At 52.1% G+C, this 21,837-nt stretch carries 25 protein-coding genes; 18 read left to right on the forward strand and 7 right to left on the reverse strand.

The annotated features are described in order from the left end of the window. Positions 1-63: 63 nt before the first annotated feature. From ACTHS4_RS05975 to ACTHS4_RS05985, 3 genes are all read left to right on the forward strand, one after another. Positions 64-2,463 carry an LPS-assembly protein LptD gene (locus ACTHS4_RS05975; RefSeq protein WP_440365596.1) on the forward strand — a complete coding sequence of 800 codons (2,400 nt, stop codon included), beginning with the start codon at positions 64-66 and terminating at the stop codon, positions 2,461-2,463. Continuing rightward, positions 2,460-3,449, forward strand: a complete 990-nt coding sequence (locus ACTHS4_RS05980) for a peptidylprolyl isomerase (RefSeq protein ID WP_049336860.1) — start codon at positions 2,460-2,462, stop codon at positions 3,447-3,449. The genes ACTHS4_RS05975 and ACTHS4_RS05980 overlap by 4 nt, the downstream gene beginning before the upstream one ends. Before the next feature lie 114 nt (positions 3,450-3,563). Further along, positions 3,564-4,373 carry an alpha/beta hydrolase gene (locus ACTHS4_RS05985; RefSeq protein ID WP_440365597.1) on the forward strand — a complete coding sequence of 270 codons (810 nt, stop codon included), beginning with the start codon at positions 3,564-3,566 and terminating at the stop codon, positions 4,371-4,373. A 155-nt stretch (positions 4,374-4,528) separates the two neighbouring features. Here the strand turns inward: ACTHS4_RS05985 and rsmI are convergent, their stop codons facing one another. Further along, a complete protein-coding gene (rsmI, locus tag ACTHS4_RS05990; RefSeq protein WP_440365598.1) occupies positions 4,529-5,407 on the reverse strand; it encodes a 16S rRNA (cytidine(1402)-2'-O)-methyltransferase in 879 nt (292 codons plus the stop codon). Positions 5,408-5,472: 65 nt separating this feature from the next. Between rsmI and ACTHS4_RS05995 the strand changes: the two genes are divergently transcribed. The 6 genes from ACTHS4_RS05995 (at position 5,473) to ACTHS4_RS06020 (ending at position 9,316) form a co-directional block, all read left to right on the forward strand. Beyond that, positions 5,473-5,820: a YraN family protein gene (locus ACTHS4_RS05995; protein ID WP_070712220.1), complete on the forward strand. Its 348-nt coding sequence runs from the start codon at positions 5,473-5,475 to the stop codon at positions 5,818-5,820. A 4-nt stretch (positions 5,821-5,824) separates the two neighbouring features. Then, a complete protein-coding gene (locus tag ACTHS4_RS06000) occupies positions 5,825-6,418 on the forward strand; it encodes a phosphoheptose isomerase (RefSeq protein WP_440365599.1) in 594 nt (197 codons plus the stop codon). Positions 6,419-6,488: 70 nt separating this feature from the next. After that, a complete protein-coding gene (locus ACTHS4_RS06005; protein ID WP_039862284.1) occupies positions 6,489-7,100 on the forward strand; it encodes a BON domain-containing protein in 612 nt (203 codons plus the stop codon). A gap of 66 nt (positions 7,101-7,166) precedes the next feature. Then, positions 7,167-7,772, forward strand: coding sequence for a hypothetical protein (locus ACTHS4_RS06010; protein ID WP_440365600.1), 606 nt, complete (start codon positions 7,167-7,169; stop codon positions 7,770-7,772). Between the two features lie 42 nt (positions 7,773-7,814). Next, entirely contained in the window at positions 7,815-8,615 is an 801-nt protein-coding gene (gene map, locus ACTHS4_RS06015) for a type I methionyl aminopeptidase (RefSeq protein WP_223168821.1), read from the forward strand. A gap of 404 nt (positions 8,616-9,019) precedes the next feature. Next, on the forward strand, positions 9,020-9,316 hold the full coding sequence (locus ACTHS4_RS06020) for a helix-turn-helix domain-containing protein (RefSeq protein WP_003680641.1): 297 nt from the start codon (positions 9,020-9,022) through the stop codon (positions 9,314-9,316). A 95-nt stretch (positions 9,317-9,411) separates the two neighbouring features. On the opposite strand, the gene ACTHS4_RS06025 is transcribed toward ACTHS4_RS06020, so the two are convergent. The 3 genes from ACTHS4_RS06025 to ACTHS4_RS06035 are packed head-to-tail and all read right to left on the reverse strand — an operon-like array spanning position 9,412 to position 11,801. Then, positions 9,412-10,362, reverse strand: coding sequence for a YheT family hydrolase (locus tag ACTHS4_RS06025; RefSeq protein WP_070588215.1), 951 nt, complete (start codon positions 10,360-10,362; stop codon positions 9,412-9,414). 12 nt (positions 10,363-10,374) lie between these two features. Further along, positions 10,375-11,001, reverse strand: coding sequence for a phosphatase PAP2 family protein (locus ACTHS4_RS06030; protein WP_070588213.1), 627 nt, complete (start codon positions 10,999-11,001; stop codon positions 10,375-10,377). After that, positions 11,001-11,801 carry a competence/damage-inducible protein A gene (locus ACTHS4_RS06035; RefSeq protein WP_070588212.1) on the reverse strand — a complete coding sequence of 267 codons (801 nt, stop codon included), beginning with the start codon at positions 11,799-11,801 and terminating at the stop codon, positions 11,001-11,003. Before ACTHS4_RS06035 ends, ACTHS4_RS06030 begins: the two co-directional genes overlap by 1 nt. 110 nt (positions 11,802-11,911) lie before the next feature. On the opposite strand from ACTHS4_RS06035, the gene argG reads away from it, so the two are divergent. From argG to ACTHS4_RS06060, 5 genes are all read left to right on the forward strand, one after another. Further along, positions 11,912-13,255, forward strand: coding sequence for an argininosuccinate synthase (argG, locus tag ACTHS4_RS06040; RefSeq protein WP_440361268.1), 1,344 nt, complete (start codon positions 11,912-11,914; stop codon positions 13,253-13,255). Between the two features lie 41 nt (positions 13,256-13,296). Beyond that, on the forward strand, positions 13,297-13,512 hold the full coding sequence (locus tag ACTHS4_RS06045) for a DUF4177 domain-containing protein (RefSeq protein WP_003749376.1): 216 nt from the start codon (positions 13,297-13,299) through the stop codon (positions 13,510-13,512). Next, a complete protein-coding gene (locus ACTHS4_RS06050; RefSeq protein ID WP_440365601.1) occupies positions 13,505-13,720 on the forward strand; it encodes a hypothetical protein in 216 nt (71 codons plus the stop codon). Before ACTHS4_RS06045 ends, ACTHS4_RS06050 begins: the two co-directional genes overlap by 8 nt. Positions 13,721-13,840: 120 nt before the next feature. Further along, positions 13,841-14,290, forward strand: a complete 450-nt coding sequence (locus tag ACTHS4_RS06055) for a DUF3290 domain-containing protein (RefSeq protein WP_049330865.1) — start codon at positions 13,841-13,843, stop codon at positions 14,288-14,290. A gap of 12 nt (positions 14,291-14,302) precedes the next feature. Further along, positions 14,303-14,935 carry a DUF421 domain-containing protein gene (locus tag ACTHS4_RS06060; RefSeq protein ID WP_250581037.1) on the forward strand — a complete coding sequence of 211 codons (633 nt, stop codon included), beginning with the start codon at positions 14,303-14,305 and terminating at the stop codon, positions 14,933-14,935. Between the two features lie 71 nt (positions 14,936-15,006). Here ACTHS4_RS06060 and ACTHS4_RS06065 read toward each other — a convergent pair whose 3' ends face one another. From ACTHS4_RS06065 to ACTHS4_RS06075, 3 genes are all read right to left on the reverse strand, one after another. Next, a complete protein-coding gene (locus ACTHS4_RS06065) occupies positions 15,007-15,378 on the reverse strand; it encodes a DUF488 domain-containing protein (RefSeq protein ID WP_314273370.1) in 372 nt (123 codons plus the stop codon). A gap of 64 nt (positions 15,379-15,442) precedes the next feature. Beyond that, positions 15,443-16,225: an indole-3-glycerol phosphate synthase TrpC gene (gene trpC, locus ACTHS4_RS06070; RefSeq protein WP_440365602.1), complete on the reverse strand. Its 783-nt coding sequence runs from the start codon at positions 16,223-16,225 to the stop codon at positions 15,443-15,445. Positions 16,226-16,366: 141 nt separating this feature from the next. Then, the gene (locus ACTHS4_RS06075; protein ID WP_440365603.1) at positions 16,367-17,839 is read right to left on the reverse strand and encodes a malate:quinone oxidoreductase; all 1,473 of its coding nucleotides are present in this window, start codon (positions 17,837-17,839) and stop codon (positions 16,367-16,369) included. 433 nt (positions 17,840-18,272) lie between these two features. On the opposite strand from ACTHS4_RS06075, the gene ACTHS4_RS06080 reads away from it, so the two are divergent. From ACTHS4_RS06080 to ACTHS4_RS06095, 4 genes are all read left to right on the forward strand, one after another. Next, entirely contained in the window at positions 18,273-18,767 is a 495-nt protein-coding gene (locus ACTHS4_RS06080; RefSeq protein ID WP_070825804.1) for a hypothetical protein, read from the forward strand. Positions 18,768-18,849: 82 nt separating this feature from the next. Next, positions 18,850-19,479 (forward strand): 16S rRNA (guanine(527)-N(7))-methyltransferase RsmG, encoded by a 630-nt coding sequence (gene rsmG / locus ACTHS4_RS06085; protein ID WP_070825803.1) that lies wholly within the window; start codon positions 18,850-18,852, stop codon positions 19,477-19,479. Between the two features lie 67 nt (positions 19,480-19,546). Further along, positions 19,547-20,317, forward strand: a complete 771-nt coding sequence (locus tag ACTHS4_RS06090; RefSeq protein ID WP_070825802.1) for a ParA family protein — start codon at positions 19,547-19,549, stop codon at positions 20,315-20,317. A 312-nt stretch (positions 20,318-20,629) separates the two neighbouring features. Continuing rightward, on the forward strand, positions 20,630-21,835 hold the full coding sequence (locus ACTHS4_RS06095; protein WP_070825801.1) for an ATP-binding protein: 1,206 nt from the start codon (positions 20,630-20,632) through the stop codon (positions 21,833-21,835). Positions 21,836-21,837 lie beyond the last annotated feature (2 nt).

The raw sequence follows: 21,837 nt of genomic DNA on the forward strand, positions 1-21,837 counted from the left end.
ATCGCAGAATTTCAGGTTACAATAACCGCTATTCTAACTGGCAAACCGATTTAAGGGGCGATTTTGGCTCGTTTATTTTCACTCAAACCCTTGGTACTCGCCTTAATTATGGGCTTTGGCGCAACAGCCGTGCGCGCGGAAGATGCTTCTGTTCCGCAGGCGGAAGACTATACCCCTGCCCACGCCGCCTCATCCAAACCGGCAAAAACCAGCCAAAGCGAAGCCGATCCGCTTTCCTTGGGCAGCACTTGCCTGTTTTGCGACCACGAAGATACCAAGCCGGCCGAAACTGCCGAAATAAAACGCAGCGGCGAGCCTGCCCTGCCCGCCGACTACACCCGCGTTAACGCCGATAAAATAGAAGGTCAGACCCAGGTCGGCGTCCGTGCCGAAGGCGACGTTATTGTCGAGCGCAATGCCGACGTTCTCAACGCCGATTGGGCGCAATACGACCAAGCCACCGATACCATTACCGCCGGCGACCGTTTTACCCTGTATCAAAACGGTTCGACCGTATCCGGCGACCAATTGGTTTACAACCTCAAAGACCAAACCGGTTCCGGCACTGCCGTACGCCTCAATACCGAACAAGGCGGCCGCCGCCTTCAAAGTGTCAGCGAAAAAGCCGAACTCAAAGGCAAAGGCCTCTACAAGCTCATCAATACCAAATTCAACACCTGTTCGCCCGGCGATGCCAGCTGGTATATCCAAGCGCAAAGCATCGAAGCCGATGAATCGACAGGCATCGGCGTGGCCAAACACGCTTCGCTGGTATTCGGCGGCGTCCCCGTCCTCTACACGCCTTGGGCGGACTTTCCCATCAACGGCAACCGCAAAAGCGGCCTGCTCGTTCCGACCATTGCCACAGGTTCAGACGGCCTTGAGCTGAGCCTGCCCTACTACTTCAACCTTGCCCCAAATTTGGATGCCACCATCCGCCCGGGCATTATCAGTAAACGCGGCGTGCAATTGGGTGGCCAAGTCCGTTATCTGCAACCGAATTACAGCGGCGAAGTCGATGGCGACTGGATGCCCAACGACCAAAAAAGCGTCCACAACAACCGCTACCAGTTCAAATGGAAACACCAGCAGCAGCTGAACAGCAAAATCAGCGGCGGCATCAACTACAACCAAGTTTCCGACGACGATTACTACCGCGACTTCTACGGCCGCGAAGACATCGCGCGCAACGTCAACCTTGACCGTCAGGCATGGCTTAATTACAGCGACAAACTGTTGGGCGGCAGCTTCGACGGCTCGTTGCGCGTACAAAAATACCAAACGCTTGCCAACCAAGACGGTTATAAAGACGAGCCTTATGCCATCATGCCCCGCCTGACCGGTCGTTGGCAAAGCCATCTCGGCAAAGCGCAACTCAACGTGTTCGGCCAATTTACCCGCTTTGACCACGACACCAAGCAAGACGGTAGCCGCGTGGTACTCTACCCGAGCATCAAATGGGACTTCCACAACCAATGGGGCTACATTCGACCTAAAGTCGGCGTGCATGCCACTTATTACAGCCTCAACAGCTTCAACGGCCAAAGCAGCCGCAATGTCAGCCGCGTCCTGCCGATTATCAACGTCGACAGCGGCCTGACTTTCGAGCGCAGGGCCCGGCTCTTCGGCGGGGAATACCTGCAAACGCTTGAACCGCGCCTGTTTTACAACTACATTCCGACCAAGTCCCAAAACGACCTGCCTAATTTCGACAGCTCCGAAAACAGCTTTACCTATTCGCAGCTGTTCCGCGAAAACCTGTATTCGGGCAACGACCGCATCAATTCGGCCAACAGCCTGACGCTAGCCACACAAAGCCGTATCCTCGACCCCAATACCGGTGCGGAACTCTTCCGTGCAGGTATCGGCCAGAAGTTTTATTTCAAAAAAGACAACGTCCTGCCTGACGGCAATGTCAGCAATTATCCGCGCAGCCAATCCGACTGGGTAGCCTTTGCACACGGCAACCTTACTCCGAGTACACGCATTGATTTGGACATCCACTACAACCAAAACCTAAGCCGTGCCGAGAGCTACGCCGCAGGGATTACCTACAACCCCGAACCCGGCAAAGTCTTAAGCGCGCGCTACAAATACGGACGCAACGAGCGCATTTATCTGCAAGCCAACGGCGACTATTTCTACGACAGGCTCAGCCAAATCGACCTTGCCGCCCAATGGCCGTTGAGTAAAAACCTGTATGCCGTTGCCCGTTACAACTACGAAATCGAAGCCAAAAAACCGCTGGAAATGCTCATCGGTGCAGAATACAAAAGCAACTGCGGCTGCTGGAGCGCAAGCTTGGTCGGCCAACGCTATGTTACCGGCGAAAACAGCCACAAAAACGCCGTATTCTTCAACCTCCAACTCAAAGACTTGAGCAATATCAGCAACAACCCATTCGAAAAACTCCGCTTAGCCATCCCCGGTTACAGCAAAACCAACGAGGTAGTCAAACAATGAACTTCAAACCCCTGATTCTCGTCGCCGCACTCACTCTCGCAGTAGGCGCACACGCCGCCCCTAAAGCCAAAGCAAGCAAAGCGCGTGCAGCCAAAGCAGCTGCCGTCAGCGCAACCACCATGCCTGCCGTACAAAGCGGCGTACATCTTTCAGACGGCATTGCCGCGGTTGTCGACAACGAAGTCATTACCCACCGTCAAGTAGAACAAGCCGTGGCACAAGCGCGTCAAACCATGCCTAAAGGCACACAAATGGACGCCAACGAGCTGCGCCAACAAGTTTTGGCACAAATGATCAACCAATCCCTGATCCTCCAAGCCGGCAAACGCCGTAATATCCAAGCAACCGATAGCGAAATCGAAGCCGTTATCGCGCACAACCCCAACATCAAAAATCCGTCTGCCGCCGTCCGTCAAGACATCGCCGACAGCATTATTGTTGAAAAAGTGCGCCAACAAGCCATCATGCAAAACAGCCGCGTGAGCGACTCCGAAGTGGCACGCTACATCGAGCAGGCCAAACAACAAGGCGTAACCCTGCCTGAAGCAGACCCTGTGCGCCAATACCATGCCCAACACATCCTCATTAAAGCCGACAACGACAATGCCGCCGTCGGCGCAGAAAGCACCATCCGCAAAATCTACTCACAGGCCCGCAGCGGCGCAGATTTCGGCGGTTTGGCACGCCAATACTCGCAAGACAGCAGCGCCGGCAATGGCGGTGATTTGGGCTGGTTTGCCGACGGCATGATGGTTGCCCCATTTGAAGAAGCCGTCCACAAACTCAAACCCGGCCAAATCAGCGCCCCTGTCCGCACCCAATTCGGCTGGCACATCATCAAGCTGAACGACGTCCGCGAAGCAGGTACACCTGAAGAGCGCCAACAAAACGCCGTCCGCCAATACCTGTCCCAACAAAAAGCACAACAGGCGACCACCAACCTCCTGCGCGAACTGCACAGCAGCTCATACGTTGACGTACGCTAATCGCGCGTATTGTTAAAAAGGCAGAAATCCGTACAATAAGGCCGTCTGAAATCCATTGTTCAGACGGCCTTTTCTCCTTTTACTTAAGCAACCCATTGATTAAAGCACCCCATCATGCCCATCCGTCCCAACTGGCAAACCGCTACCCTGCTGCAAGCCGAAGAAACCTCCATTACCTCCGCCCACACCGGCCGCACCTACCGCATTCAAGCCGCGACACTCGGCGAGCGTCCGGCAGGCGGCTATCCCGTGCTGTATATCCTTGACGGGGATGCCTTTTTCCCCGCCATCCTCAATATGGCGCAATCCCTGCTCATCAACCCCATCACCAAAAGCCATGCAGCCTGCCTGATTGTCGGTATCGGCTACACCGGCGGCACCATCCGCGACTTAAACCAACGCGCCCTCGACTACACGCCGCCGCTGCCCGACAACGCGCCCGAATCCGAACGCAAACAATACGGCCAAGCCGACCGCTTCAGCCGCTTTATCGATGACGAACTCTCCGCCCTGCTCAACAGCAAATACCGCATCGATACCCAAAACCAAGCCGTCTTCGGCCATTCGTTCGGCGCCTTGTACGGCCTCTATTCCCTGTTCACCCGCCCCGAACGATTCCGCCATTATTTGCTGGTTTCGCCGTCTATCTGGTGGCAAGACCGCCGCGTGCTCGATTGGCTGCCCGGCACATTGCCGCAAGGAATCGGCATCCGCCTCGGTGCAGGCGAACATGAAGGCAGAAACAACCGCCCCGACCAAACCAGCCGCGGCATGGTTGCACAAGCAAAAATCCTTGCCGGCACTTTGCACCACCTCGGCGCGGATGTCCGCTTCACCCTCTACCCCAACGCCAATCACGGCAACGCCCCGTTTTACGCCCTGACCGACTGCATCGAATATTTGCGCAGCGCATGGCAGCGTTAAAACAGGTTTGCCAAACATTGAGGCCGTCTGAAACGCAAACACCAAAGCGTATTGAACCTATTGGGTCAATTTAAAACCTCTAAAGTCCAATCAAAAAAGGCCGTCTGAAATCTATTGTTCAGACGGCCTTTGATATACGGTTTGCCAATCAGCCATTATCCCTGCTTTTTCCATTCCAAAGCCAAATCATACAGCACCTTTTTATTCTCGCCGGTAATCTTGGCGGCAAGCTCGGCAGCCTGTTTGGTTGGCAACTCGGCCGCAAGGATTTTCATGGTATTTTGTGCTGCCTCGGGCAAATCGCTGTGCTTCTCTTTCACGGCAGGGTGCAACACCAGCACCATCTCGCCGCGCGTTTGGTTGCTGTCGTTTTTGAGGGCGGCTTGGATTTCGGCAACCGTACCGCTGAGAAAGGTTTCAAACGTTTTGGTGATTTCGCGCGCCAAAGTCAAACGGCGTTCGGGGAACTGTGCAGCCATATCCGCAAGACTTGCTTCGATACGGTGCGGCGTTTCAAACATCACAATCGGAAAATCGGCTTCTGCCCATTTGGCCAGCAGCTTTTGGCGTTCGCCGGCCTTAGGCGGCAGGAAACCATTGAAGTAAAAATCGGATTCCGTCACACCAGCCACGCTCAACGCCCCCATGACCGCGCTTGCGCCGACCACAGGCACCACTTTAAATCCGGCTTCGCGCACGCGGGCGGCAAGTTTCGCACCGGGATCGCAAACCGCAGGGGTACCCGCATCCGAAACTTGGGCGACGCTCAGGCCGTCTGAAAGATGGGCGATGATTTTATCGGCCATTTGCTGCTCGTTGTGTTCACGAACGCTCACGAGTTTGCCCTGAATACCGTACGCACTCAAAAGCTGGGCGGTAACACGGGTATCCTCGGCGCAGATAATGTCGGCCTTTTGCAGAACGGCCAGCGCGCGCAGCGTTATGTCGGCTAAATTGCCGATGGGTGTGGCGACAACGTATAATGTCTGTTTTTCGATGCTGTCGACGGCTTTTTGCAGGTGTTTTGTGTACATAGATTCAAGGCCGTCTGAAACGGCGTCTCTTTAAAAACAATGATTATATAACGGGTAAACTTTTCATGCGCTTAAACCACAAACAGGGGGCGGCGGCCGAAGATGCGGCGCTGGCATTCCTGCTGGACAAAGGCTGCTCGCTGTTGGCGCGGAACTGGCATTGTGCCTACGGCGAAATCGATTTAATCGTCAAAAACGGCGGTACGATTGTGTTTGTTGAAGTAAAATACCGCAAAAACCGAGGTTTCGGTGGTGCCGCATACAGCATCTCGCCGTCCAAATTATTGAAATTGCAACGAAGTGTAGAGTATTATCTGCAAAAGCACGGGTTAAACCATGCGCCCTGCCGCCTAGACGCGGTACTGATCGAGGGCGACGGCCCGCCCGAATGGATTCAAAATATTACAGGTTAACCTCATGAAAACATTACAAGAACGCGTTTCCGCACATTTTGCCGAGAGCATCCGCGCCAAGCAGGAAGCTGAAAAAGTACTAGTCGAGCCGACTGCACAGGCTGCCGAGCTGATGCTGCAATGCCTGATGAACGACGGCAAAATCCTGGCCTGCGGCAACGGCGGTTCGGCTGCCGACGCGCAGCACTTCGCCGCCGAAATGACCGGCCGTTTTGAAAAAGAACGCATGGAATTGGCTGCTGTCGCGCTGACGACGGACACTTCCGCCCTGACCGCCATCGGCAACGACTACGGTTTCGACCACGTATTCAGCAAACAAGTGCGCGCGCTCGGACGTGCCGGCGACGTATTGGTCGGCATCTCCACCTCCGGCAATTCCGCCAACGTCATCGAAGCCATCAAAGCGGCACACGAACGCGACATGCACGTCATTGCCATGACCGGCCGCGACGGCGGAAAAATCGCCGCCATGCTCAAAGATACCGACGTTTTGCTCAACGTCCCTTATCCGCGCACTGCCCGCATTCAGGAAAACCATATTTTGCTGATTCACGCCATGTGCGACTGCATCGACTCCGTCCTGCTTGAAGGCATGTAACCCTTTCTTTTCAGACGACCCCCTTAAAGGCCGTCTGAACACCCAACCGTCCATACCCAAGGAAAAGGATATGAAGAATATCAAACGCTACGCCCTCCCCGTTCTGACTGCGACCCTCTTGAGCCTGAGTCTGAGTGGCTGCGTCGGCGCACTGATCGGCGGTGCAGCCGTCGGCACCAAATCTGCCGTCGACCGCCGCACCACCGGTGCGCAAACCGACGACAACGTTATGGCCCTGCGCGTCGAAACCACCGCACGCTCCTACCTGCGCCAAAACAACCAAGTTCAAGGCTACAAGCCCAAACTGAACGTTGTCGGCTACAACCGCCACCTGCTCCTGCTCGGCCAAGTGGCTACCGAAGGCGAAAAACAATTTGTTGAACGCATCGCCCGTTCCGAACAAGCCGCAGAAGGCGTGTACAACTACATCACCGTTGCCTCACAAGCGCGTTCGCTCGGCGATGTGACTAACGATACCTGGGGCACATCCAAAGTCCGCGCCACCCTGTTGGGCCTCAGCCCGGCCACCCAAGCACGCGTCAAAATCGTGACTTACGGCAACGTAACCTATGTGATGGGCATCCTCACGCCTGACGAGCAAGCCCGCGTGACCCAAAAAGTCAGCACGACCGTTGGTGTACAAAAAGTCGTGACCCTCTATCAAAACTACGTTGCCAACTGATTCACAGGCAACTCAGGCCGTCTGAACATTCAGACGGCCATTCCTCCAATAATTACCTGCCACATCATGTCCAAGAATAATAAAACCCCTTTCCAACTTAAGCCCAAACACCTAATCCGCGCTTTATTCCTTGTCAGCTTTATCGCCGTCGCTGCCCTTGTCGCCGGTGTATTCAGTACCCTAAACTCCGGCAAAACCGACGTACCCGAAAAAAGCCCTACCGAACAAACCGACACACGCATTGAAGTTTGGCGCCCCAACGGCACTGTCGAACCTGAAACCGTTCAGCCTACCAAAGACAGCGACGCAAAAACCGCCTCCGGCAATCCTGTCGTCCCACAGAACGAAAAAAGCGACAACGCCGAAGAAGGTGCAAAAAACGACCGTCCTGCCGCACACCGCGGCAAACGCACAGAAAACAAACGCGCCGAAACCGACAAATCAGAAAAAACACAATCCGACAACAGCAGCCCTGCCGCTCAAAACACACCTCAAGCAGACAGCCAGCCGGTAGCAAACAAAGCCGCAGACAGCAAACCGGCCACACAAGCAGTAGAAAACAAACCGGAAAAAGCCAAAGCCCCCGAGTCCAAACCGACTCCGAAAGCCGAGCCTGAGGCCAAACCACAAGCCAAACCGCGCAATAAAGACAATCTCGACAACCTGTTTTAAACAGACGGCACACCCGTCCCGTTCAGACGGCCTCCATGCCGTCTGAAACAAGAAGGAAACCTCATGGACAAAGTCATCATCAAAACCCCCGAAGAAATCGAAAAAATGCGCGAACTCGGCCGCTTGGTCGCCGAAGCCCTCGATTACATCGGCCAATTCGTCAAACCCGGCGTAACCACCAACGAAATCGACAAACTCGTTTACGACTACCACGTCAACGTTCAAGGCGGTTATCCGGCCCCCCTCAACTACGGCAACCCGCCCTACCCGAAATCCTGCTGCACTTCCGTCAACCACGTCATCTGCCACGGTATTCCCGATGACAAGCCACTGAAAGAAGGCGACATCGTCAACATCGACCTGACCATCAAAAAAGACGGCTTCCACGGCGACTCCAGCCGTATGTTTACCGTCGGCAAAGTCTCCCCGATTGCCCAACGCCTGATCGACGTGACCCACGCCTCCATGATGGCGGGTATCGAAGCGGTCAAACCCGGCGCCACCCTCGGCGACGTCGGCTATGCCTGCCAACAGGTTGCCGAAAATGCCGGCTACTCCGTCGTACAGGAATTCTGCGGACACGGCATCGGCCGCGGTTTCCACGAAGCGCCGCAAGTGGTCCACTACGGCCGCAAAGGCGAGGGCCTCGTCCTCAAACCAGGCATGATTTTCACCATCGAGCCGATGATCAACCAAGGCAAACGCCATCTGCGCATCCTGAACGACGGTTGGACAGTGGTCACCAAAGACCGCTCCCTCTCCGCCCAATGGGAACACGAAGTTTTGGTTACCGAAACCGGCTACGAAATCCTCACCATCAGCCCTGCCAGCGGTAAGCCTTAACCTTGAAAAAACCTTCAGGCCGTCTGAAAATACAGATTCAGACGGCCTGAAATTTATTCGCATTCTCAACTTAGGAAACCGAATAAAAACTCGAAATTAAGTTTTTATCCAAATTGAATTGTTTAATTATGTAAAAATTTGCTTACGCCATATTTAAGATAAACGCATAATTTGATGATTTATATAATGAAAATTTACCGAAATAATGAATTAAGAAATATTTACACAAATTATGGCAGACAGCGGAAAACTTCTTTCGAATATACTGTCTAATTATCTAGATCAGTCATTTGCAATACGCCCACATATCACCCCAAAAGCCTACAGGAAAGGGATGCCGGCATTCTTGCAGACCTATTTTTATGCCTAGAGGCATGCAACAAATACCACAATAAGGAAGATTCATGAAATCGTTCGAAAAAATTGAAAACATCCGCGATATCCGTAAAAAACTCGGCCTGAACCAAATGGACTTCTGGAGCCGCATTGGTGTGACTCAATCCGGTGGTTCCCGTTACGAATCCGGCCGCAATATGCCTAAACCTGTACGCGAATTGCTGCGTTTGGTACACATCGAGCGCGTAGATTTGGCTAAAGTAAACCGTGACGACTTGGCCGTTGCGTCCCTGCTGAAAAACCGCGATCCTGAGTTGTACGCTTCTCTGAAAAAAGAAGCCAAAGCCGACAACAAAGGCAAATAATCAAACCATTCAAAAAGGCCGTCTGAAATTCGTTTTCAGACGGCCTTTTTACTTTCTACACTCTAAGGGCGTGTCGCATATATGCCCTTTTTCATTTACGGCTGATACTGTTTGAAATAGTCCAACACTGTTTGCGGCAGCCATTGCAGATTCAGACGGCCCCGATCGCGGCTAACGAAGCCGACATGACCGCCGTATGCCGGTTGCAGCAGCGTAACGGCCGAGGACACGTCCCGCCCGGTCGGCAGGGCTTCCGGCGGCAGGAAAGGGTCATTGACGGCATTGAGCAGCAGCAGCGGCGTCTCCACGCCTTTCAGAAACGGTTTGCAAGAATTGCGGCGGTAGTAATCGTGGCGGTCGGCAAAACCGTGTAACGGCGCGGTAAAGCGGTCGTCAAAATCGCCAAGCGTTTTGCAGTTTTGCTGGCTTAAGGCCGCCTGAAACCGGGGAATCGCCTGGGCTTTCGGCAACAGCGAATTTAAAAAATAGCGCGTGTAAATCAAGCGCGTCATGCCCTGATCAAAACGCGTACCTGCCGCTACCGCATCAACCGGTGCGGAAACGACGGCAGAAGAGCGCGGAACGGCATTGCTGCCCTGCTCGCCCAAATATTTGGCCAGGGCATTGCCCCCCAAAGAAACGCCGACGGCATAGATGGTTGAATAGCGTTGTGCCAGCGTGTTGAGCATAAAGGCGATTTCGGGCGTATCGCCTAGGTGGTAGAACACGGGCGCGGTGTTTTCTATGCCGCCGCAACTGCGGAAATGGGCAACCACGCCGTTCCAACCGCGCTGCTGTACGGCTTTCATCAACTCGACCGCGTAATGGCTCTCGCTGCTGCCTTCCAGTCCGTGGAACAAAACCACCAACGGCGCATCGGGGTCGGCACTGTCGACAAAATCGTAGGCAACTTGGGTTTTGCCGGTACTGTCGGGCAGAAGCTCGCGGCGGTAGTCGGGCGCCTTGCCTTGCAGCAACTTGGCAAATAGAGTGTCGGCATGGCCGTTTCTGAGCCAATAAGGCGTGTTGGGTGAACGTGTATTCATAATTCGTTTCTTCTATTTTTCAGACGGCCTGAAGATGAGCATATACACCAACAAGGCAGTCAGCGTGCCGTTGGTCCAGCCTGCCCAAACGTCGGTGGGATAATGCACGCCCAAATAAATGCGCGAAAACCCGGTCAACAGGGCAAAGGAAATACCGCCTATCCAAGCGGCGCGGCGGTAGCGCGTGCGGCGGCAAAGCAATATCAGCATGACGGCAATGGCGGCGGAAAACGTACTGTGGCCGCTGGGGAAGGAAAAATTGCTCTCTTCAATCAGGCGCGGCCAAAGCAGCGGACGTTCGCGGGCAAACCAAACCTTCACAATCAGCATGTTCAAAGTCGGCACCAATGCCGCCAACACGCAAAACAGTGCTTCGCGCTTCTTATCGGCAAAATACAGGGCTGCAGCGACTGCACCGATCAGCGGCACGGCAATCGCGGTTTTGCCCAGATAGTGCAACACGGTGGCAATCGGGTCAAACCATGTTCCTGCGTGGGCATGGACGGCGTGCATCAGCGGCGGCTCAAAAGCAAAGCCGCCATATTGCGCCAGCCAAATGCCGATGATGAGGGTCGGCGGCAAAAACAGCAAAGAGACAAAAGTCAGTGCGCGTCTGGATTGGGCTGGGGATAAGTGCATTATTCCACCGTTTCTTTCAAAGTCGCGCCAATCGCCTGCAAACCCTGCAACGCATCTTCCCACGCAGCATCCAACAAGCGGCAGGCCTCGCCTTCCGCTTTGATGCCGAATTCGATATGCGGCGGAGTATAACGGCCGTCTGAATCGGTACGGCCCACGGTGGGCAGACTGTACGAACGAACACCGGCGTAGGTACGCTCAAGATGTTCCATAATCGGCGTAATGCGCGATTCGGGTTGGTCGAACACATACACGCTACGGCTGCCGCGTTCGGTTTGGTTGAAGCGGTCGGCGTAATAAGTTTCCAATACCCACTCCGCCATCGGGTGCGCCATCACGGGGAAACCGGGGAAGAAATAATGCTCGCGGATGGAAAATCCGGCGATGTTGTTAAACGGATTGGGCACCAATTCCGCGCCCTCGGGAAAATCCGCCATCTTCAGGCGTTGGGCGTGTTCCGGCGAATCAAGCGGCTCGCCGCGTTTCCGGGTCACGCCTTCGATAAACTTGGCGGCTTCAGGATGGCGGACGACAGGCAAATCCAAAGCGGCCGCTGCGGCTTGGCGTGTGTGGTCGTCAGGCGTAGAACCGATACCGCCGGTCACAAAAGTCGGCAGGCCGTCTGAAAAACTGCGGCGCAGTTGTTTGACCAGCAAATCGGGCTCGTCAGGCAGATATTGCACCTGATTGAGCTTCAGCCCGTGCGATTCCAATAAGGATTTGAAAAAGGCGAAATGCTTGTCTTGACGGCTGCCATGCAGGATTTCGTCGCCGATGATGATGAGGTTAAAAGCGTTCATGATGAGGTTTCTTTAATACGGCCCTCCGAACATTCAGACGGCCTAATTGCTGACAATGTATTCCATTTATAAGATAATGGTTTCAACTTTTCAAGTCTGGAGGAATCCCAATGAGCCAAAACCATACCATTTTACAAAATCTCCCCGTCGGTCAAAAAGTCGGCATCGCCTTCTCCGGCGGTCTTGATACCTCTGCCGCACTGTTGTGGATGAAACTCAAAGGCGCGCTGCCTTACGCCTACACCGCCAACCTCGGCCAACCTGACGAAGACGATTACAACGCCATTCCTAAAAAAGCGATGGAATACGGTGCAGAAAACGCCCGCCTGATCGACTGCCGCGCGCAGTTGGCACACGAAGGCATCGCTGCCATCCAATGCGGCGCGTTCCACGTTTCCACCGGTGGCATCGCCTACTTCAACACCACGCCTCTGGGCCGCGCCGTTACCGGCACCATGCTCGTTTCCGCCATGAAAGAAGACGATGTAAATATCTGGGGCGACGGCAGTACCTACAAAGGCAACGACATCGAGCGTTTCTACCGCTACGGCCTATTGACCAATCCGGCGTTGAAAATCTACAAACCTTGGCTCGACCAACAATTTATCGACGAACTCGGCGGCCGTCACGAAATGAGCGAATTTCTGATTGCCAACGGCTTCAACTACAAAATGTCGGTTGAAAAAGCCTACTCTACCGACTCCAATATGCTGGGTGCCACCCACGAAGCCAAAGACTTGGAATTCCTCAACAGCGGCATCAAAATCGTTAAGCCCATCATGGGCGTTGCCTTCTGGGACGAAAGCGTCGAAGTCAAACCCGAAGAAGTCAGCGTACGCTTTGAAGAGGGCGTGCCGGTTGCATTGAACGGCAAAGAATACGCCGACCCCGTCGAACTCTTCCTCGAAGCCAACCGCATCGGCGGCCGCCACGGCTTGGGCATGAGCGATCAAATCGAAAACCGCATTATCGAAGCCAAATCGCGCGGCATCTACGAAGCCCCGGGCATGGCATTGTTCCACATCGCCTACGAACGTTTGGTGACCGGCATCCACAACGAAGACACCATCGAACAATACCGCATCAACGGTCTGCGCCTCGGCCGCCTGCTCTACCAAGGCCGCTGGTTTGACAGCCAAGCCCTCATGTTGCGCGAAACCGCCCAACGCTGGGTTGCCAAAGCCATTACCGGCGAAGTTACCCTCGAGCTGCGCCGCGGCAACGACTACTCGATTCTGAACACCGAATCGCCCAACCTGACCTACCAACCGGAACGTCTAAGCATGGAAAAAGTCGAAGACGCAGCGTTCACACCGCTCGACCGCATCGGCCAACTGACCATGCGCAACCTCGACATCACCGACACCCGCGCCAAACTGGGTATTTACTCGCAAAGCGGTTTGTTGTCCTTGGGCGAAGGCTCCGTATTACCGCAATTGAATAATAAGGAGTAGAATAAGGGGGCTTTAAAGCCCCCTTATTTTCAAGGAATAAAATGAAAGAATATAAAGCCGTCATTTATCAAGAGAACCTGCTGTCCAGTTTGGTTTTCGGCAGCGCCAAAATCAATCCGGTCAAATTCAGCGATTTCCTCAACAGCCACGCTTCGCAAGGCTGGAAGGTCGTTACCATGGAAAAAGACCAGCGCCGCATGCTGCTGTTTTTCGTGCGTGAAGCCTACGTCGTCATTTTGGAAAAAGAACGTGTTTAAACTCGGCGTCTATGCCTGTCTCGGATTGTTCGTCGGCTGGGTGTTGCTCTTGATTTTGCAACTTTGGTTTTCCTTCGTCGATGCCGATTTGTTTCTCAAAATCACCCTGACCATGGCAGGTCTTTTCATTATCATTCTGGCCAGCTTACTGGTCATCAGCCAGTATTTTGCCGAAAAGAAAATGAAAGACGACGGATTTATCAACTGATACCGCTTTAAAAACACCTTATTTTGAAAACTTAACGCAACATCCTTGTTTCATAGACAAGGCCGTCTGAACTGTAAGTTTCAGACGGCCTTATTACCCTCCTTAAAGCTAACGAATATCATGAAATTCTTTTCCCACTTTTATCTTGAAAATCATATGTATTTCAACGACTACTTGAAATACGTCCTGATTTTCGCCGCCCTCGTCATCCTCTTGCTCGCCGTATCGCAATACCTGCGCCACCGCATGGACACCAAATACCGCGACCTGAGCATTATTGCGCTGCTGTTGCTTATCCTCATCTGCGGCACGCAATATCTTTCATACAGCGAGCGTCAAAACTTTGCCGCCGATACTTCGCGCATGGTGGGTTTTCTCAATGCCTTGATTGAAAACCAAAAAGTTGAAAAACAAGATATCATCGTCAACAGCACGCGCCTGTTCAACGGCATGATTATCGGCATCAAAAACCAATACTACGAAGTACATTTCAATCAAGACTTCTCCGCCTACACGCTGACGCCCATCAATTTGGTCAACAACAATATCGAACTCATCGATAAAGAATAACAGGATACACACATGGAAGCATACTCCCTGCTCGCCCTCAAACTACTGATGGGTATTTTAGGTTTGATTTTGCAAATCAACCTCTTAGGTAAAGGTAACCTCGCGCCGACCTCCGCCATGGACCAAGTGCAAAACTATGTACTCGGCGGCATCATCGGCGGCGTGATTTACAGCGACAGCGTCGGCCTGTTGCAATTTTTCCTCGTGCTGATTTTGTGGACGCTGTTGGTCTTGAGCCTGAAATTCATCAAAAACCACAACCGCTGGGTCAAATCCGTAATTGACGGCAAATCCGTCTGGGTTATCGTCAACGGCAAAATCCAAACCGATGAATGTATGAAAAACGGCATCAGCGCACACGACCTCATGTTCAAACTCCGCGCCGCCGGCATCTACGAAATCTCTGCCGTCAAACGCGCCGTGATGGAACAAAACGGCCAGCTCGCCGTCATTAAGTACGGCGACGAAAGCCTGCGCTATCCGCTGATTACAGACGGCCAAGTCGACCCCGACATCCTCGAAATCATTAAGCGTGACGAAGAGTGGCTGCAACAAGAACTCGACCGCCTCCACCTTGAAGCCTCGCAAGTCTATATCGGCGAATACATAGACGGAAAATTGGTGGCACACCGTTATCCTTCTTGATTTGAAAATAGCAGGCCGTCTGAAACCTTGTTTTCAGACGGCCTTTTTGTATCCGGTGCAAATACTGTTTTTTAATCGCGATATTCAAACGTTGTGCCCAAAAATTGAGCCAGTGCGGAGACGTGGGAATGTCGGGGGTCTTTGACGGCGGTCAGCAACAAGATATTGCCATGCTGTTTTTCCAAATCCAGCAGCCGCTTGATGGCGGCCTGCTCGGCATCGCCTTGCAGCTCTTCGTGATAACGGCTGACAAAACCGTCAAAATTTTGAGCCGGATTTTCATGATACCAGCGGCGCAGGTTTGCGCTGGGTGTAATGTCTTTCAGCCAAAGCGTAGTGGCGAAAACTTCTTTATGGACGCCGCGCGGATAGAGGCGGTCAATAAAGACGGCGGTTTGTTTAGAATCGGGTTGATAGGCGTAAATGCGCTGTACGGTAAACATTTTTTCTCGTCTCCAATGGATTCAGGCCGTCTGAAAATTCAGACGGCCTGATGTTTTTTAGGGTTTAGAACAGTTTTTTAACTTCGGCTTCGATGTCGTCGGCACGCATAAAGGTTTCGCCGATCAGGAAAGTATGCACGCCGTGGCCGCGCATGAAATCGACGTCTTCTTTGTTGCGGATGCCGCTTTCGGTGACAACGGTTTTGCCGTTTAATTCGGGCAAGAGGTCGAGGGTTTGTTGCAGGCTTACTTCAAACGTACGCAGGTTGCGGTTGTTGACGCCCCACAACGGCGTGGTCATGTTGCGGCATTTTTCCAGCTCGGACGCATCATGCAATTCCAACAATACGGTCATGCCCAATTCGTGGGCAACGGCTTCAAAACGCTCAAGCTGCCCGGCTTCCAGTGCGGCGGCAATCAGGAGAATTGCATCCGCACCCCACGCGCGCGCCTGATAGATTTGGTATTCGTCGATGATGAAATCTTTACGCAAGACCGGCAACGCCACAGCCGCACGCGCCTGTTTCAAATATTCGGGCGAGCCTTGGAAGTAAGGTTCGTCCGTCAACACGGACAAGCAGGCCGCGCCGGCTTTTTCATAGGCGGCGGCGATTTCGGCAGGATGAAAATCAGGGCGGATCAGGCCTTTGCTCGGGCTGGCTTTTTTGACTTCGGCAATAATGGCAGGCAGATTCTGCGCGTGTTTTGCACGGATCGAGCCGATAAAGCTGCGAACCGGCGCGGCTGCCTGCGCTTGGGCTTTGATGTCTTCCAAGGAAACGGCGGCTTTTTGGGCGGCCACTTCTTCTGCTTTGGTGGCAAGGATTTTGTTGAGAATATCGGTCATGGCGTTTTTCTACTGAGCTGATTTTCGGGTTTGAATCGTGCAACATGCCGTTGCCGATTAGGTTTCAGACGGCCTGAATGCCGTTATTTTAATGGTTTGAAAAAAGGCGGGCAAGAATGCCCGCCTTTGTGCTTGCTTCAATTAGTGGTGGATGCCCAAAACGGTCGCGTTGTGGCTGATGATTTCGTCTGCCAAAGACGGATTGTCGTTCAGCTTGATGCCGTAACCGGGCACCAATTCTTTCAGACGGCCTGACCATGATTCGGCATGATCGGGGAAGCATTGGTGAACAAGTCTGATCATCAGCGGAACTGCTGTCGATGCACCGGGAGACGCGCCCAGCAATGCGGCCAGCGAGCCGTCGGCATGGGCGACGATTTCGGTACCGAATTGGAGTACACCGCCTTTTTTCGGGTCTTTTTTGATGATTTGTACGCGTTGACCGGCGGTAATCAGTTCCCAATCGTCAGGATTGGCTTCCGGATAATACTCTAAGAGCGAAGTGAAGCGTTCTTCTTTGGTTTTGCGCAATTCGCCCAAGAGGTATTTGGTCAGCGGCATATTAGCCCAACCGGCGCGGAGCATAGGATAAAGGTTGTCCATGTGGATGGACATCGGCAAATCCATGAGCGAGCCTTGTTTGAGGAAGTTGGGGCGGAAGCCTGCATACGGGCCGAACATCAAATGGCGTTGACCGTCCACGTTGCGGGTATCCAAATGCGGAACGGACATTGGGGGTGCGCCGACGGAGGCTTGGCCGTACACTTTGGCGTTGTGTTGCGCGGCCGTTTCGGGATTGCTGTTGCGGAAGAAGAGGCCGGAAACCGGAAAGCCGCCGTAGCCTTTGCCTTCGGGGATACCGGATTTTTGCAGCAGGGTCAGTGCGCCGCCGCCTGCGCCGAGGAAGACGAAACGGGTGCGGAGTGTCAACGGGTCGTCATCGTCTTTGGTGCTGCTGGTTTTCAGCACCCATGCGCCGTCCGATTCGCGGTTGAGGTCGTCGACATGACGGTTGAATTTGATTTTTACGCCTTTGTCGCTCAAGTATTTGACCATCTGGCGGGTCAGGCTGCCGAAATCGACGTCTGTGCCTTCGGCGGAGTAGTTGGCGGCGATGGATTGGTTTTCATCACGGCCGTTGACAACCAGCGGCGCCCATTCGGCAATTTTGGAGCGGTCGGTAGAAAACTCCATTTTTTCAAAGAGTTTTTGGTTTTTGAACACGTCGAAACGTTTTTGCAGATAACTGCAATGGTCGGCGTTCATCACCAGCGACATATGGGGGACGGAATTGATGAAAGTGCGGTCGGTCAGTTTGCCTTCTTCGACCAAAGTCGCCCAAAATTGGCGGCTGATATGGAATTGTTCGGCAATATTGAGGGCGCGGGTCGGATCGATCGTGCCGTCGGCAGTCAGGGGCGCATAGTTCAATTCACACAGCGCAGAGTGTCCCGTACCGGCATTGTTCCATGCATTTGATGATTCCAACGCTACATCTTCCAAGCGTTCGATCAGGGTGATTTCCCAAGATGGTTCGAGTTCTTTGAGCAATACGCCCAAAGTGGCGCTCATAATGCCGCCGCCTACTAATACGACATCGGTTGCTTCAGCCATGGTTTTACTCCTACTAAAGTCAGGCATGGTTTGCCTTGTGGTTATCTATCATTATAAACAACTGATTTCATAGGAATTATTTTGTATTTTTGTTGTGTGTGAAACTTTTTTGCCTGCTGAGTTTCCGAGCGTAAATGGCGGAAGGCAGTTTCGGTTTGGGTTCCAGATTTCAGGTCTTTATAATATGTTATTGAGAATTTAGTAGATTTTACGGAGAAATGCAAAGATTTTCTGTTCGGTTCATATAAAAATAAGAGATTATGCCGTCTGAAAACGTTTTCTTAACCTTTATCTGCCAACGTTTGCCAAGAAAAAAGAATTTTTCATTTCTTTTTTAATTGACCGTTTTTGTCAGCAATTTCAGCGCTAACAAACGTGAATCAACCGCCAATCTGCTATCATTTCGACTTATCCCACAACAAGGCAAGCCGCCATGTACCTGACTCAAGAAAAGCCCTACCGCCCCCTATTGGTCGCACTGATGTTCCTCACCCTGCCGCTGGCGATGATATTGCACAATATCGTGCAAATCGCCTTTTCAGACGGCCAAGGCCTGCTGGTCACGGTCAAAGACGGCTCGTGGGCATGGCAAAGCGGCTGGCAGGATTCCGTTACATGGTTTGTCTGCGGCATGTTTGCCTTCCTCAACCTGCCAATTGCCGGTGGACTGACCAAGCTGGCGTATAAAAAAATGATGCGCCGGTATTCGCGTTACGCCATCTTCCTTGCCGGTGTAGCAGCGTGTGCCTCGGCGGCGGCAGGCTTGATTTTTGAAGCCATCTTAGGCAATGCCGCATTGGCCGGTATGCGCGGACAAGGCGTGTTCTACTACACCCTCTCCGTGTGGATTATCGCCATGCTGACCCTGCCCAAACAGCTCACGCGCGCTCCGGAGCAGCCCATCGTCTTTCACAAGATGAAACGTTGATTCAACAGGCACAAACATTTTCAGACGGCATGCTTTCCGTTACCATTACATCCAACGCGTTTTAACCAATAAGGAATAACAAATGAATCAGGCGCAACAGCTCCGCGACGGCATACAGGCACTGGGTTTGGACATCGACGAAGCCAAACAAGCCAAACTGCTAGACTATGCCGCCCTGCTGCAAAAGTGGAACAAAACCTACAACCTGACCGCCCTGCGCGATCCCGCCCAAACCGTCAGCCATCATCTGCTCGACAGCCTGACCCTCTTGCCCTACATCGAACACGCCCAAACCATGCTCGACGTCGGCTCCGGCGGCGGACAGCCCGGCATACCCACCGCCATCTGCCGCCCCGACCTCGACATCACCCTCCTCGATGCCAACACCAAAAAAACCGCCTTTCTGCAGCAAGCCGTCATCGAACTCGGCCTTAAAAACGTCCGCGTCATCAGCGGCCGCGTAGAAGTCGCCGCCGACTGCCGAGCCGACGTCATCACCAGCCGCGCCTTTGCCGAACTCGCCGACTTCGTCAACTGGACAGAGCACCTCATCAAAGACAGCGGCTACTGGGCGGCCATGAAAGGCGTATATCCGCAAGAAGAAATCGACAAACTGCCCGAAAGCGTCGCCGTCGAAAAAGTCGAAGCATTGCACGTCCCCCAACTCAATGCCGAACGCCATATCGTCATCATCCGCAAAAAGGCCGTCTGAAAATAACCCAAGCATACCGAATAACGGTACAATCCAGCCATCCACACTTAACACGACAGCAAAGCACATGAGCGCACAAATCCTCGCCGTCGCCAACCAAAAAGGCGGAGTCGGCAAAACCACCACCACCGTCAACCTAGCCGCCTCCCTAGCCTCAAAAGGCCGCCGCGTCCTCGTCGTCGACCTCGACCCCCAAGGCAACGCCACCACAGGCAGCGGCATCAACAAAGCCACCATCGAAAACGGCGTTTACCAAGTTGTCCTCGGCGAAACCGACATCCCCAACACCGTCGTCCGCAGCAAAGAAGGCGGCTACGACGTATTGGGCGCCAACCGCACACTGGCCGGCGCAGAAGTCGAACTCGTCCAAGAAATCGCACGCGAAATCCGCCTCAAAAACGCCCTGCAGCTCGTTGCCGACAACTACGACTACGTCCTCATCGACTGCCCCCCATCCCTGACCCTGCTCACCCTCAACGGCCTTGTCGCCGCCAACGGTGTTATCGTCCCCATGCTTTGCGAATACTACGCCCTCGAAGGCATTTCCGACTTAGTAGCCACCGTCCGCAAAATCCGCCAAGCCATCAACCCCGACCTCGACGTAACCGGCATCGTCCGCACCATGTACGACAGCCGCAGCCGCCTCGTCGTCGAAGTCAGCGAACAGCTCAAACAACACTTCGGCAACCTGCTCTTCGACACCGTCATCCCCCGCAACATCCGCCTCGCCGAAGCCCCCAGCCACGGCCTCCCCGCCCTCGCCTACGACGCCCATGCCAAAGGCACACAGGCTTATTTGGACTTGGCCGATGAACTGATTGCACGGTTGGAAAAATAAACAGAAATATGAATATAAAAAGGCCGTCTGAAAGGTAGAAAGTACTTTCAGACGGCCTTTGGTTTGATGGGAAAGAACTTTTTTAAAAAGATCGCGTGCGTGCGTACCGCACACACCCTACGCATAAATTTCAAACTCTTTATGATTCATAGGTAGGGTGTGTGCCCAAAGGCACGCACGCGGTTTGATGTAGGCTACAGCTTGCTAAAGGTACACACAGATAGAGTATTTGAAACGGTTTGTTACTGTTTGCTTGCATGTTATGAGGACTTGGGGTAAAGTGAATAAAATCCATTTTTCGGAAAATATATCATGATTATTACTCGACTTAATATTGATAATCTATATGGCTTCTCAAATATTGAAATAGATCTAAGCTATAAACGGAAAAATCCAAAATCCAGCATTCCGAATGAGTTTTTACCTAAGCGACCTAATTTTAATTTTAAACGAGTCTGTATTATTTCAGGTACAAATGCTAGCGGTAAAACTTCACTAGGTAAAATAATTTGTGGATTAGAAAATTTTATAAAAAGGAAGAATATCATCAAATATCTTAACGCTATTTGTGATAGAACACGTCCTGCAACTATCTTAATAGAGTTCGTGACCCCATCTACCAATGAAATGCATCAATTAGAATTAGAGTTTGTAGATAGTGGCATGGCGATTCGCAAATTAAAATATATAACGACTCCAATTGGCATGAAAGATAGCTGTACTAATGTAAGGAAACGATTACAAACAATCAAAGAAAAGCAGAAGAATCCAAATGGCAAATATATCGATAGTGATATTTCTGGAGTTTCTCAAGCATTTGATGATTTTTCCGAAATCGAGATTGATGATTTAGGTTGGATGTTTATGTTCTCAGAAAATAAAAGTGAAGATAAAGCAAATTCAACGCATCATGCATCCCAAGATTTGGTCTTTAGAATTCTAAATAGTTTCGATTCATCCATAAAATCAGTAGATGCCGTTATTCCACAATCTGAAACCAAAAAATCAGCTAAATCAAGGAATAAAGATATTACAGGTTATATTATAAAATTCCATAATGATGATTCTGTTTTGATCAATGCATCAGGTGAAATTGCGGGCTCTCAAGAATCTGCAAATAGATTCTCCAAAGGTACTTATGATGCAATTAAATTAACCAATTTTATTGGTCGCATTATTGCAGAGGGCAAGGCTAAAAATAGTTGCACCCATTTTCTTGATGAGCAAATGGCATATAGCCATTCCTATCTGGAGCAACATATATTAAATTTAATTATTGAGAAATTGAGTCCTACTGCGCAGTTCTTTTATACAACTCATAATTATGATGTATTAGATATGGGCTTTCCTTCACATTCCTTTTTATTCATGAGGAAAGAGGGTAACTACACTTCTATTGTTCAGCCAGAAAATAGTTTCAGCAAAAATGACAGAAGCTTAATAAATTATGTTAAAAATAACTATTTTAATACATTGCCTGATACTTCTAACTTAGATAAATTGATGTGGGAAGATTAATA

This window comes from Neisseria sp. P0014.S009 (genome assembly GCF_051958155.1).
Taxonomy (GTDB): domain Bacteria; phylum Pseudomonadota; class Gammaproteobacteria; order Burkholderiales; family Neisseriaceae; genus Neisseria; species Neisseria flavescens_C.

What these genes read in the sequence shown, in the direction of transcription:
- ACTHS4_RS05995 (WP_070712220.1), top strand. Translation starts at nt 5,473, where the DNA reads ATGCGCTTAAACCACAAACAGGGGGCGGCGGCCGAAGATGCGGCGCTG.
- ACTHS4_RS06025 (WP_070588215.1), bottom strand. Translation starts at nt 10,362, where the DNA reads ATGAATACACGTTCACCCAACACGCCTTATTGGCTCAGAAACGGCCAT.
- ACTHS4_RS06080 (WP_070825804.1), top strand. Translation starts at nt 18,273, where the DNA reads ATGTACCTGACTCAAGAAAAGCCCTACCGCCCCCTATTGGTCGCACTG.
- ACTHS4_RS06020 (WP_003680641.1), top strand. Translation starts at nt 9,020, where the DNA reads ATGAAATCGTTCGAAAAAATTGAAAACATCCGCGATATCCGTAAAAAA.
- trpC (WP_440365602.1), bottom strand. Translation starts at nt 16,225, where the DNA reads ATGACCGATATTCTCAACAAAATCCTTGCCACCAAAGCAGAAGAAGTG.
- ACTHS4_RS06000 (WP_440365599.1), top strand. Translation starts at nt 5,825, where the DNA reads ATGAAAACATTACAAGAACGCGTTTCCGCACATTTTGCCGAGAGCATC.
- rsmG (WP_070825803.1), top strand. Translation starts at nt 18,850, where the DNA reads ATGAATCAGGCGCAACAGCTCCGCGACGGCATACAGGCACTGGGTTTG.
- ACTHS4_RS06065 (WP_314273370.1), bottom strand. Translation starts at nt 15,378, where the DNA reads ATGTTTACCGTACAGCGCATTTACGCCTATCAACCCGATTCTAAACAA.
- ACTHS4_RS06095 (WP_070825801.1), top strand. Translation starts at nt 20,630, where the DNA reads ATGATTATTACTCGACTTAATATTGATAATCTATATGGCTTCTCAAAT.
- ACTHS4_RS05980 (WP_049336860.1), top strand. Translation starts at nt 2,460, where the DNA reads ATGAACTTCAAACCCCTGATTCTCGTCGCCGCACTCACTCTCGCAGTA.
- ACTHS4_RS06060 (WP_250581037.1), top strand. Translation starts at nt 14,303, where the DNA reads ATGGAAGCATACTCCCTGCTCGCCCTCAAACTACTGATGGGTATTTTA.
- ACTHS4_RS06010 (WP_440365600.1), top strand. Translation starts at nt 7,167, where the DNA reads ATGTCCAAGAATAATAAAACCCCTTTCCAACTTAAGCCCAAACACCTA.
- ACTHS4_RS06030 (WP_070588213.1), bottom strand. Translation starts at nt 11,001, where the DNA reads ATGCACTTATCCCCAGCCCAATCCAGACGCGCACTGACTTTTGTCTCT.
- ACTHS4_RS06090 (WP_070825802.1), top strand. Translation starts at nt 19,547, where the DNA reads ATGAGCGCACAAATCCTCGCCGTCGCCAACCAAAAAGGCGGAGTCGGC.
- ACTHS4_RS06045 (WP_003749376.1), top strand. Translation starts at nt 13,297, where the DNA reads ATGAAAGAATATAAAGCCGTCATTTATCAAGAGAACCTGCTGTCCAGT.
- ACTHS4_RS06055 (WP_049330865.1), top strand. Translation starts at nt 13,841, where the DNA reads ATGAAATTCTTTTCCCACTTTTATCTTGAAAATCATATGTATTTCAAC.
- ACTHS4_RS06035 (WP_070588212.1), bottom strand. Translation starts at nt 11,801, where the DNA reads ATGAACGCTTTTAACCTCATCATCATCGGCGACGAAATCCTGCATGGC.
- rsmI (WP_440365598.1), bottom strand. Translation starts at nt 5,407, where the DNA reads ATGTACACAAAACACCTGCAAAAAGCCGTCGACAGCATCGAAAAACAG.
- ACTHS4_RS06005 (WP_039862284.1), top strand. Translation starts at nt 6,489, where the DNA reads ATGAAGAATATCAAACGCTACGCCCTCCCCGTTCTGACTGCGACCCTC.
- ACTHS4_RS05985 (WP_440365597.1), top strand. Translation starts at nt 3,564, where the DNA reads ATGCCCATCCGTCCCAACTGGCAAACCGCTACCCTGCTGCAAGCCGAA.
- argG (WP_440361268.1), top strand. Translation starts at nt 11,912, where the DNA reads ATGAGCCAAAACCATACCATTTTACAAAATCTCCCCGTCGGTCAAAAA.
- ACTHS4_RS06075 (WP_440365603.1), bottom strand. Translation starts at nt 17,839, where the DNA reads ATGGCTGAAGCAACCGATGTCGTATTAGTAGGCGGCGGCATTATGAGC.